The organism is Rhodococcus sp. BUPNP1 (genome assembly GCF_002215235.1).
Classification (GTDB): Bacteria; Actinomycetota; Actinomycetes; order Mycobacteriales; family Mycobacteriaceae; genus Rhodococcus.
Map to the genome: position 1 here is coordinate 69555 of NZ_NERM01000006.1, position 11311 is coordinate 80865.

Here is an 11311-nt window from a genome sequence, read left to right on the forward strand (position 1 = left end):
GTAGCGGACAGCCATTGTCGTAGCGGATGCCGGATCAGACGGACACCTTCTCCAGCGTCGCCGGTTCGCGCTCGGGAGCGGGCTCGTGATCGTCGACCATCATGCTCTCGTCGAACGGCAACCGTCCGCTGAGCACCTCGTCGACCCGTTCGCGATCCACCGACTTGGTCCACGTGCCGATGAGCAGGGTCGCGATGGCGTTGCCGGAGAAGTTGGTGACCGCTCGCGCCTCGGACATGAACCGGTCGACACCGACGATCAGGCCGACACCGTCGAGCAGGTCGGGACGGTGGCTCTGCAGACCGCCGGCCAGCGTCGCCAGGCCGGCGCCGGTGACCCCCGCCGCGCCCTTCGAGGCGACGATCATGAACAGCAGGAGCGAGACCTGCTCGCCGATGTTCAACGGGCTTCCCATCGCGTCGGAGACGAACAGGGCGGCCATCGTCAGGTAGATCGCGGTGCCGTCCAGGTTGAACGAGTAGCCGGTCGGCACGACCACGCCGACGGTGGTGCGCTGGACACCGAGGTGTTCCATCTTGGCGATCAGACGCGGCAGCGCGGACTCCGACGACGACGTCGCGAAGATGAGCAGGTACTCGCGGGCGAGGTACTTCACGAGCTTGAACACCGAGACACCGGCGACCGCGCGCAGCAGCGATCCGAGGATGCCGAAGACGAACACGACGCACGTGAGGTAGAAAGCGATCATCAGCACACCGAGTTGCAGCACGGCGCTCAGGCCGGTCTGGCCGACGACGTTGGCCATGGCACCGAACGCACCGATCGGGGCGAGCCACAGGATCATCGTCAGGATGCGGAAGACGAGCTTCTGCAGGTGGCCGATGCCGCGGAGGATCGGTTCACCCGACTTGCCGATGCCCTGGATCGCGAAGCCCACGAGCAGCGCCACGAACAGGGTCTGCAGGACACTGCCCTCGGTCAGTGCGGAGAGCAGGGAGGTCGGGATGATCGACGCGATGAAGTCGACGGTGCCACCGGCTGCGTGCGCCTTCTCGGCGAGTTCGGCACCCGAACCGGCGTTGGCCGGATCGAGGGTGAGGCCCGAGCCGGGGTCGAGCAGGTTGCCCACCCCGAGACCGATCGCGAGTGCCACGGTCGACATGCCCACGAAGTAGATCAGCGCGAGTCCGCCGATCCGGCCGACACTCGCCGCCGCCCGCACCGACCCGATGCCGAGCACGATGGTGCAGAAGATCACCGGGCTGATCATCATCTTGATCAGGTCGACGAACATAGTGCCGAGGACACCGAGCGACTTGCCCGTCTCCGGCGCCAGCCATCCGACGGCGATACCGGCGACGACAGCGATGATGACGCCGATGTACAGCCAGTGGGTACGGTCGCGGCGTTTCCCGTCGCGTTCGGTGCTGGTGCTCATGGGGTGCCCTTCGATCCCGGATGTCGTGTGCGGTGGTGACCGGAGTCACTTCCACCTACCCGAAATGGTTGTCGGGAAACGCCCCGCCGAGGAAGTTTGTGTACATAGTGTTCACGGGGAGGTGACCGGTGAGACGTCGCGAGATGCGGCAGCCCATGAGCGTGGCGAGCCGGTTGCTGATCCTCCAATTGGTGGTGTTCACCGTGGTCGCGGTCGTGGCGGGCATCCTGTTCGCCGTCGACGAGCGCCGCGACGCCGACGACGCGACGCGCCGGTCCGTGACCGATATCGCAGTGACCATGGCCCAGTTCCCGGAGGTCGCCGAGGGGTTGGAATCGGCCGATCCCACGGCGGCGCTGCAACCGCGTGCCGAGCAGGTCCGCGAGGCGACCGGCACCGACTTCGTGGTGGTCGTCGATCCGGACGGGATTCGCGTGACGCACCCCGTCGTCGACGAGATCGGACGCCCGTACACCGGTCACATCGACGAGGCCCGGTCGGGCACGCCGTTCACCGAGACGTACACGGGCAGCCTCGGCCCGTCGATCCGCACCGTCGCGCCGGTCCACGCCGACGATGGTGACCTGGTGGGCTTCGTGTCGGTCGGGGTGACCCGGCAACGCATCGCCGAGAACTTCCTGCGGGGGCTTCCGGGCATCGTGGGGGTCGTGGCCGCGGGACTGGCGGTGTCGGCAGTCGGCGCCTATCTCATCTCCCGGCGGCTCCGCCGGCAGACCCTCGGCCTGAATCCCGACCAGCTGCGGCGCATGTACGAACACCACGACGCCGTCCTGCACTCGATCGGAGAGGGACTGCTGGTGTTCGGCACGGCCGAGGACTCCCCACGGGTCGACGTCGTCAACGACGAGGCACGCCGCCTGCTCGGGCTTCCCCCGACCGGGCCGGTCCCCTTCGACACGCTCCCCGAGACACTGCGCGAACTCGCACTCACCGGTGAGGCACGCGACGAGGTGCACCTGACGCGCGACCGCACCCTCGTCGTCAACAGCGACGCTGTGAACTGGAACGAGCGCCGCATCGGCACGGTCGTCACTCTCCGCGACCACACCGAACTACGCGGCGTCCTGGGCGAACTCGACTCGGTCCGCGGGTTCGCCGAGTCGCTGCGGGCGCAGGCACACGAGTCGGCGAACCGCCTGCACACCATCATCACGATGGTCGAGCTCGGCCGGCCGGAGGAGGCGGTCGCCTTCGCGACGCAGGAACTGGCGGTCTCCCAACATCTGATCGACAGGTTGACGAGCGCCGTCCACGAACCGGCGCTGTCGGCACTGCTGCTCGGCAAGATCGACGAGGCCGCCGAACGAGGGGTGGAACTGACCGTCACCGACGACACGGAACTCGGTCCGGTTCCGATCCCGGCGCGCGATATCGTCACTCTTGTCGGGAATCTCATCGACAACGCCATCGACGCTTCCCATGCGTCGGACGATCCGTGGGTGGAGGTGACTGTGCGCCAGGAGGATTCGTCGATGGTCGTCGAGGTCGCCGACAGCGGGCCGGGAATGTCGTCGGACGTGCTGGCCCGGGCCATGCAGCGCGGCTATTCCACCAAGTCCGAGCAGCGCGGCCTCGGACTCGCGCTCGTCGCCCAGGTCGTCGCGCGTCACGGCGGCACCCTGCGCACCGAACCGTCGCTGGGTTCGATGATCGTCGCCGAGATCCCCCTCGGAGGCACGTCGTGATCCGCGTGCTCATCGTCGAGGACGAGCCGCTCATCGCCGAGGCCCACCGCGAATACGTCGGCAGGGTGGACGGATTCGAGGTGGTGGGTGTCGTGCACACGGGCAGCGACGCCGTGCGGGCGGTCGCGTCGGCGGCGCGGGCGAAAACACCGGTGGATCTGGTACTGCTCGACATCGGGCTCCCCGACACGAACGGCCTCGAGGTCGCCGCGCGCCTGAGCGCCGGTCGTCCGAGCCCCGACATCATCGCCGTGACGTCGAATCGCGATCTGGAGGTCGTGCGGACGGCGGTCGCTCGGGGCGTGGTGTTGTATCTGCTCAAGCCGTTCACCTTCGCGGCGCTGCAGGACAAGCTCGAACAGTACGTGGCCTATCGTTCGGCGCTGCGCGACGCGGAGACGGCGGCGGGTCAGCACGACATCGACCGCGCCATGGCGGCCCTGCGCACGAGCAGTTCTCGTCCGTCGACCCCCAAGGGCATCTCCCCCGACACGCTGTCGAAGATCACCGATTTCCTCCACGACGCCGACGGCCCGCGCACCGCCGCGGAAGTCGGATCGGCCGTGGGAGTCTCACGCGTCACGGCATGGCGTTATCTCGAACGACTCGCCGACGACGGAGCCGCGACCCGTCTCACCGAGTACGGCCGCGCCGGCCGACCCCAGGTCCGGTACGAACTGCGCAGGTGAGCGGTCGTGTATCCGATGACGAGGCGACAACGATGCGATAACTCCGTTAACGGGGGCGTCGGCGGGTCGCGACGTACCGGGTGATCACCTGCCCGACTCCACCGAGGAGGCACACACGTGAGATTCCATCCGACCGCGCTCCTGATCCCCGTCGTCGCAACGACGTTGCTCGCGGGATGCGGGAACGACGACACGACGGCCGTCCCCACGACGACCTCCACAAGCGAGACTGCGCCGGCCACGGGCGCGAACACGGCGCGACCTGCACCGGTGCCCGCCGAGTCGACTGAGATTCCCGCGCCGGTCGAGCCGACGCTGGAGGCGTCGGCGCTCGAAGGCAACGGGCTGTGTCTCGACCCGGCGTCGGCTCCCGTCGCGGACGCGCTCGCGGGTCTGAGCGACGACGGGTTCGCGTGGCAGATCGAGGACTCCACCGACGCCGTCGTCGGCGACTGCCCGTCGCTGATGTGGCTGGTCGCGGTGGGTGGGAACAGTGCGTCCTCCCCCGAGCACGTGCTGTTCTTCGCCGACGGCAGCTATCTGGGCACTGCGACGTCGGAGCCGTACGCGTACACCTCGGTGGTCGACGCCTCCGACGGCACCGTCACGGCGGAGTACCGCTGGATCGCCGGTGACGAGCCGTTCTGCTGCCCCGAGGGCGGCCCCGCGACCGTGCGGTACACCTGGGACGGCTCGCAGATCGTCATGCTCGACCCGCTGCCGCAGGAGATGCTCGACTCCTACAACTGATCCTGTTTCCATCCGCTACGAGTTCGACTATCCGCCACGGCAATTGCTGCGGCGGACGACGAAAAGGCGAGCTGATACGAACCGCTCACGGCAGGTAGTGCTTGCGGACGAGCCGATGCCGGCGCCGCTGCCGACAACGGAACGTGCAGGCTACTGCGCGGAAGCCTCCGCGCGGTAGGCACCGGACGTCTCGAGCACCCACGCGAATTCGAACGCGACCTCGCGCCACTTCTCGTAGCGCCCCGACACACCGCCGTGCCCCGCGCTCATCTCCGTCTTGAGCAGCAAGGGGGCATCGCCGGTCTTCGTCGCGCGCAGCTTCGCGACCCACTTGGCGGGTTCGACGTAGAGCACGCGGGTGTCGTTGATGCTGGTGATCGCGAGGATCGCCGGGTAGTCCTTGGCCTCGACGTTCTCGTAGGGGCTGTACGAGCGCATGTACTCGTACACCTCGGGGTTCTCGAGCGGGTTGCCCCACTCGTCCCATTCGATCACCGTGAGCGGCAGGGACGGATCGAGGATCGAGGTGAGCGGGTCGACGAACGGGACGTTCGCGAGGATGCCGGCGAACAGCTCGGGCGCGATGTTCGCGACCGCACCCATGAGCAGGCCACCGGCACTGCCGCCGTCGGCGACGAGCTTCTCCGGGCTCGTGACGCCGGTGTCGATCAGGTGCCGCGCGCACGCCACGAAGTCGGTGAAGGTGTTCTTCTTCGTCAGCGACTTGCCGTTCTCGTACCAGTGCCGGCCCATCTCGCCGCCGCCGCGCACGTGCGCGACCGCGAAGACCATGACCCGGTCGAGCAGCGACAGGCGTGCGACGGAGAAGGCCGGGTCGATGCTGGCCTCGTACGAGCCGTAGCCGTACAGCAGGGTGGGGGCGTTCTCGGGGGTGCCCTTGCGCGCAACGATCGACAGCGGGATCTTCGTGCCGTCCTCGGCCGTCGCCCACTCGCGGCGCTGCTCGTAGAGCGTCGGGTCGAACTCGCCGAGCACGGGCTGCGACTTGAGCAGCTTCAGCTCGCCGGTGCTCACCGTGTAGTCGTAGACCCGGCTCGGGGTGATGAACGACGTGTAGCCCAGACGCAGTGTGGGCTGGGTCCACTCGGGGTTCGCGCCCGGTCCGACGGCGAAGAGTTCCTCGTCGAACTCGAGTTCGGTGAGCTTGCCGTAGCCCTCGTCGGTCAACGGCCACACCGCGAGCCGGGTGAGGGCCTCGCGGCGGTAGCCGAGCACGAGGTGTCCCTCGAACGCGTCGACGTCCTCGAGGCGCACGTCGTGCCGGTGCTCGATCAGGGTGCGCAGCGCGGACGGGTCGTCGACGGGAGCCTCGGCGAGGACGAAGTTCTCGGCCTTCTCCCCCGTCTCGGGGTCGACGTCGTTGTGCAGGATCAGGAAGCGGTCCTCGCCGGCGATCACGGCGTGCTCGGCGCCGTACTCGACACCTTCGCGGCGCGGCAGGATCACACGGAATTCGCCTGTGGGGTTCTCGGATTCGAGCACCCACCCCTCGGTGGTGATCTTCGATCCGACCCAGATCATGAGGTACTTCTCGCTGCGGGTCGATCCGATCGACACCCAGTACCGCTCGTCGGGTTCGTGGAAGACCTTCACGTCCTCGTCGACGGAGGTGCCGAGCTTGTGCCGCCAGACGGTGTCGGGCCGCCACGACTCGTCGACCGTCTGGTAGAAGACGTGGCTGTGGTCGAGCGCCCACGTCGCTCCCGGTGCGGTGCCGGGGATCTCGTCCGACCGCATCTCACCGGTGGTGAGGTCCTTGATGCGCAGGGTGTAGCGCTCGTCGCCCACGACGTCGGTCGAGTACGCGAGCAGGGTGCCGTCGTGGCTGATCGAGAACGCTCCGAGCGAGAAGAACTCGTGCCCTTCGGCCTCGACGTTGCCGTCGAGGAGCACCTGCTCGCCGGGAAGTTCGACACCCGGCGTGACGTTCGGCGGCGTCCAGTCGTCGGCGTCGGTGATCGGGCACCGGCACTGGATCGCGTACTGCTTGCCCTCGACGGTGCGGGCGTAGTACCACCAGTCGCCCATCCGGGTGGGGACCGACATGTCGGTCTCCTGGGTGCGCGACCTGATCTCCTCGAAGATCGCCTCACGCAGCGGAGCGAGATGCTCCGTCTGCGCCTCGGTGTACGAGTTCTCCGCCTCCAGGTACGCGACGACCTCGGGGTCGTTCTTGTCGCGCAGCCATTCGTAGTCGTCGACGAAGGTGTGCCCGTGGTGGGTGCGCTCGAGGGGCACCTTCTTCGCAACCGGCGGAGTGATCTTCGAGGAGGTCATATGCGGTCAGCCGATCCAATCGTCGAAGGACATTCCCGAAATACGTTCGTACGCCTCGATGTAGCGGGCACGCGTCTTGTCGACGACGTGCTGCGGCAGCGGCGGGGGCGTGGTGTCGGAGGCGCGGTCCCAGCCCGATTCGGGTCCGGTGAGCCAGTTCCGGACGATCTGCTTGTCGAAGCTGGGCTGCACCTTGCCCTCCTCGTACTCGTTCGCGTCCCAGTAGCGGGACGAATCCGGAGTGAGGACCTCGTCGGCGAGCACCAGATTGCCGGCCTTGTCGAGACCGAACTCGAACTTGGTGTCGGCGAGCAGGATGCCGCGTTCGGAGGCGTACATGGCGGCGCGGTCGTAGATGTCGAGCGTGTCCTGGCGCAGCTTCATCGCCAGGTTCAGGCCGACCTTCTCGACGACATCGTCGAACGAGATGTTCTCGTCGTGGTCGCCGAGCGCGGCCTTGCTGGCCGGGGTGAAGATCGGCTCGGGCAGCTTGCTGGCCTCGACGAGACCCTCGGGCAGAGCGACACCGCACACGGAGCCCGTGGCCTGGTAGTCGATCAGGCCGGAGCCGGTGAGGAAACCGCGGGCGACGCACTCGACGGGCACCATCTCGAGGCGCTTGACCACGAGTGCGCGGCCGAGGACCTCCTCGGGGATACGCTCGTCGTCGGGTTCTCCCGCGAGATGGTTGTTGGTGGCGTCGAGCAGCTTGAAGAAGAACACGCTCATCGCAGTGAGGACCCGCCCCTTGTCGGGGATCGGGGTCTCGAGCACGTGATCGTAGGCCGAGATCCGGTCACTGGCGACGAGGAGCAGGTGCTCGTCGTCGATCACGTACAGATCACGCACCTTGCCGCCGGCGAGGTGTTGGTAGGACTCGAGTGAAGGACGCACGCTGACACCCTAGTGCTCATCGAGTGGGCGTACCGCAACCCGTGGCGGATATCCCACTCGGTCACAGCACGACGGAGCAGCGACGCGAGCGAGAACAGGAGTGGCATGGCCGCATCGTCGCGGGTGGACGTCGGGTTCAGGTCCGAGCGGGGCCCGATCCTCATCGCTCTGATGCTCGCCACCTCCCTCGTGGCGCTCGAGAGCACGATCCTGGCCACCGCGGTCCCGACGATCGTCGCGGACCTGGGCGGCTTCACCCAGTTCCCGTGGTTGTTCTCCGCCTACCTGCTCACGCAGGCGGTGCTCGTCCCGGTCTACGGCAAACTCTCCGACGTCTTCGGCCGCACTCCGCTCCTGTTGTTCGGGATCGGGGTGTTCGCGGCGGGCTCGGTGCTGTGCGCGCTGGCGTGGAGCATGCCGGCGCTGATCGCGTTCCGCGCGGTGCAGGGACTCGGCGCCGGTGCCGTGCTGCCGATGGCGCAGACGATCGCCGGGGACATCTACACGGTCGCCGAGCGGGCCAAGGCGCAGGGCTATCTGGCCAGCGTGTGGGGCATGTCGGCGGTGGTCGGCCCGGCCGTGGGAGGCATCTTCGCCGACTTCCTGTCGTGGCGGTGGATCTTCTGGGTCAACCTGCCGTTGTGCGCCCTCGCGGCGTGGGTGCTCGTCCGCAACTTCCGCGAGGAGAAACCGGCCGGACCACGACCGCGGGTGGACTGGGCCGGCGCGGCGACCCTCGCGGCGGGCGCCGCCCTGTTGATCCTCGGGCTGCTCGAGGGCGGCCAGTCGTGGGCGTGGACGTCGGCGACGAGCATCGGCATCTTCGCCGCGGGCGCGACGCTGATCGCGGTGTTCGTGTGGATCGAGTCCCGCGCGGCCGAGCCGATCCTGCCGATCCGCCTGTTCACCCGGCGGGTGCTCGTCACCACCAGCGCCGTGTCGTGTCTGGTGGGCGCGGTCGTGCTGGGCCTGACCTCGTACGTTCCGTCGTTCGTGCAGGGAGCACTGGGGACCACGGCGCTCGTCGCGGGCTTCACGCTGGCGACGATGACGATCGGCTGGCCGATCGCCGCGTCGCAGTCGGGCCGGTTCTACCTGCGGATCGGTTTCCGCAACACCGGCCTGGTGGGTGCGGTGCCGCTGCTCTGCGGTGCGGCACTGCTGACGCAGGTCGGGAAGGATTCGGCTCCCTGGCAGGTCGCGGTCTGCTGCGTGCTCGTGGGTCTCGGGATGGGGTTGATCGCCAGCCCGTCGCTGATCGCGGCGCAGTCGAGCGTCGAGTGGTCCGAGCGGGGCGTCGTCACGGGCGCGAACGCCTTCGCCCGCGCGATCGGCAGCGCGGTCGGAGTGGCGGTCTTCGGTGCGCTCGCCAATGCCGCCCTCGGTGGTGCGGCAGCGGACGAGACCACGATGGGGGCTCCCGATGCGGCGCAGTTGGCGGCGTCCGTGGCGCCGGTGTTCGTCGCCGTTCTGGTGTGCACCGCCCTGCTGGTGTCGTGCGTGTGCCTGATCCCGAACCGTCCGGCGGCGGCCGGGTAGGCGACACGCCGCGTGCCTATACCGTTACCTACGCGCTGTTTCGTATTCGCTCGAGATCGGGCACCATCTCTGCGGTGAGAACGACAAGCGGCGGCAAGGACACCATCGACGACGTGACGTACTTCCCCGTCGGGGCTGCGGAGCATGCTCTGCAGCGACTGGCACACGCCACGGCGATGCAGGACACGACGGATTACGAGTCGCTGCGCTCTGCCATGGACGCGGAGTACTTCTGGCGCGGTGTCGCCGAGACCTTCCGGATCGCCGACGAGGCGTTCCGGATCGTGTCGTCCGCGACCCGCGACCGGCAGGACATCTCCGCGCATGTCATGGCACGCGCTGCCGACTGGGTGGGCACCATCGAGCTCGCCACCGAGGGATCCCGGTTGTACGGCGCGCTCGTCGCCTACACCCAGGGCGTCAGCGAAGGGTATTCGGCCGTGGAGGCCTGGGCGCGCGACGGACGGGTATGACGCGAAGGCGCTGATCGACGCGAAGGCGGGGCCGGGGTTCACCCCGGCCCCGCTCGTCGACCCGCAGGTCAGCCCACAGCTTCGAGATCGCCCGCGTCCTCGAACCGCCGCAGCGTCGGGGTCGCGACGAACATGATCGCGATGATCACCACACCGGCCACGCCGTAGACGGTCAGGGCCATCGAGATCGGCACCAGCGAAGCCACGACGCCCGCCGCGACCGCGCCGACGGAGGTACCGGCCGTCACCTGCGCCCCCCACACGGCCGCGATCCGTCCGCGGTACTCGTCGGAGGTGTTGCGCTGGACGGTCGCGTACCGCACGACGTCCGCGAGCGAGTCGCCGAAACCGTGCGCGGCGAGGCCGAGCAGCACGACGGCGAGGACCCCGGTCGCGCCGGCACCCACCAGACCGGCTGCGGAGACCGCCATGAGCAGGTAGACCACCAGCCCGTACCGGCGGATCGATCCGGTCCAGCCGCTGGTCAGCGAGCCGATCACGGCTCCGACTGCGGGCGCGGTGTAGAGCAGGCCGACCACCGACGGTCCGACGCCGAGCACCTCGTCGGCGAACTCCGGGATCAGCACGGCCCAGCCGGAGAGCAGCATCGCGAGGAACCCGACGATCAGCACCTGCCCCACCACGCGGTTGTGTGCCGCGTACCGGAAGCCCGAGACCACCGACTTCAGCGGTGATTCCTCCGCGACATGCGTCGGGGGCAGCGACGGCAGGCGGGTGATGCAGAAGGTGGTGATCGCGGTGGTGAACGCCGCGAGCGCGTAGGCCACACCCACACCACCGGCGGCGATGACGACACCGCCGAGCGCCGGGCCGATCATGGAGCCGAGATCGGCGGTGAGCGCCATGAGCGCACCGGCCGCGGCGAGCTTGTCGCGCGGGATCAGGCTGGGGGTGACGGCCATGAGTGCGGTCGCCGAGATCCCGCCCGCGATGCCGTCGACGACGGCGAGCACGTAGATCGCCCACATCTGCGGTTCGGGCAGGAACGCGTTGATCGCCAGCAGCGCGAAGGCGACGCCCGCGGTGCCGCGGGCGAGGGCGATGACGTTCCGCCGGTCGTACCGGTCGGCGAGCACCCCGCCCGCGAAGGTGGCCCCGAAGGTGGTCACACCGATCACCGCGGACACGGCAGCGACCTGCGCCGTCGAGCCGGTGAGCTGATACACCTGCACGGGCACGGCCACGATGAGGAAACCGAGACCGAACAGCGAGACGACGCGTGCGGTGAACAGGTACCGGAACTCGCGGCTGGTCCGCAGCGGGTCGAGGTCGATGAAGAGCTTCTCGAAGACGGCCACGATCACCCGCTCATCCGCGGGTGAGCAGCGCGATCCACTGCTCGAGGTCGGGAGCCGAGGCGAGGTCCACGAAGTCGACCTCGACGCCGGCGCTGCGCCACTGTTCCACGAGGGCCATCAGCCGGACGGAGTCGAGGCCCTGGTCGACGAGGCTCGCCGAGGGGTCGAGTTCGTCGACGTCGATGTCCAGGATCCGGGCGGTGTCGGCGAGGACGGTAGTGCGATCGAGCATGGTGTTCTCCTT

General features: G+C 68.5%; 10 protein-coding genes. 5 read left to right on the plus strand and 5 right to left on the minus strand.

Going from position 1 to position 11311, the window contains the following annotated elements:
- Window positions 1-34: 34 nt before the first annotated feature.
- Window positions 35-1399, minus strand: coding sequence for a cation:dicarboxylase symporter family transporter (locus tag B9C99_RS07955; protein ID WP_088897501.1), 1365 nt, complete (start codon window positions 1397-1399; stop codon window positions 35-37).
- Window positions 1400-1554: 155 nt separating this feature from the next.
- On the opposite strand from B9C99_RS07955, the gene B9C99_RS07960 reads away from it, so the two are divergent.
- The 3 genes from B9C99_RS07960 (at window position 1555) to B9C99_RS07970 (ending at window position 4544) form a co-directional block, all read left to right on the plus strand.
- Complete coding sequence (locus tag B9C99_RS07960; protein WP_088897502.1) at window positions 1555-3105, plus strand: sensor histidine kinase; 1551 nt, start codon at window positions 1555-1557, stop codon at window positions 3103-3105.
- Window positions 3102-3794, plus strand: a complete 693-nt coding sequence (locus B9C99_RS07965) for a response regulator (RefSeq protein ID WP_016694759.1) — start codon at window positions 3102-3104, stop codon at window positions 3792-3794. Before B9C99_RS07960 ends, B9C99_RS07965 begins: the two co-directional genes overlap by 4 nt.
- 117 nt (window positions 3795-3911) lie before the next feature.
- On the plus strand, window positions 3912-4544 hold the full coding sequence (locus B9C99_RS07970; RefSeq protein ID WP_088897503.1) for an LppP/LprE family lipoprotein: 633 nt from the start codon (window positions 3912-3914) through the stop codon (window positions 4542-4544).
- 150 nt (window positions 4545-4694) lie between these two features.
- On the opposite strand, the gene B9C99_RS07975 is transcribed toward B9C99_RS07970, so the two are convergent.
- Both B9C99_RS07975 and B9C99_RS07980 read right to left on the minus strand, forming a co-directional pair.
- Window positions 4695-6842, minus strand: a complete 2148-nt coding sequence (locus tag B9C99_RS07975; protein ID WP_088897504.1) for a S9 family peptidase — start codon at window positions 6840-6842, stop codon at window positions 4695-4697.
- 6 nt (window positions 6843-6848) lie between these two features.
- Window positions 6849-7736 carry a phosphoribosylaminoimidazolesuccinocarboxamide synthase gene (locus B9C99_RS07980; protein WP_088897505.1) on the minus strand — a complete coding sequence of 296 codons (888 nt, stop codon included), beginning with the start codon at window positions 7734-7736 and terminating at the stop codon, window positions 6849-6851.
- 105 nt (window positions 7737-7841) lie between these two features.
- Between B9C99_RS07980 and B9C99_RS07985 the strand changes: the two genes are divergently transcribed.
- Window positions 7842-9275: an MDR family MFS transporter gene (locus tag B9C99_RS07985; protein ID WP_088897506.1), complete on the plus strand. Its 1434-nt coding sequence runs from the start codon at window positions 7842-7844 to the stop codon at window positions 9273-9275.
- Between the two features lie 74 nt (window positions 9276-9349).
- A complete protein-coding gene (locus B9C99_RS07990; protein ID WP_085469349.1) occupies window positions 9350-9748 on the plus strand; it encodes a hypothetical protein in 399 nt (132 codons plus the stop codon).
- 68 nt (window positions 9749-9816) lie between these two features.
- Here the strand turns inward: B9C99_RS07990 and entS are convergent, their stop codons facing one another.
- Together entS and B9C99_RS08000 are read right to left on the minus strand one after the other, a co-directional pair.
- Window positions 9817-11067, minus strand: a complete 1251-nt coding sequence (entS, locus tag B9C99_RS07995) for an enterobactin transporter EntS (RefSeq protein WP_172414896.1) — start codon at window positions 11065-11067, stop codon at window positions 9817-9819.
- 10 nt (window positions 11068-11077) lie between these two features.
- Complete coding sequence (locus B9C99_RS08000; RefSeq protein WP_059382429.1) at window positions 11078-11299, minus strand: phosphopantetheine-binding protein; 222 nt, start codon at window positions 11297-11299, stop codon at window positions 11078-11080.
- Window positions 11300-11311 lie beyond the last annotated feature (12 nt).

Bases quoted from the DNA above. Each gene is read 5' to 3' on its own strand.
- B9C99_RS07985 (WP_088897506.1), top strand. From the start codon at position 7,842: ATGGCCGCATCGTCGCGGGTGGACGTCGGGTTCAGGTCCGAGCGGGGC.
- B9C99_RS07960 (WP_088897502.1), top strand. From the start codon at position 1,555: ATGAGCGTGGCGAGCCGGTTGCTGATCCTCCAATTGGTGGTGTTCACC.
- B9C99_RS08000 (WP_059382429.1), bottom strand. From the start codon at position 11,299: ATGCTCGATCGCACTACCGTCCTCGCCGACACCGCCCGGATCCTGGAC.
- B9C99_RS07955 (WP_088897501.1), bottom strand. From the start codon at position 1,399: ATGAGCACCAGCACCGAACGCGACGGGAAACGCCGCGACCGTACCCAC.
- B9C99_RS07975 (WP_088897504.1), bottom strand. From the start codon at position 6,842: ATGACCTCCTCGAAGATCACTCCGCCGGTTGCGAAGAAGGTGCCCCTC.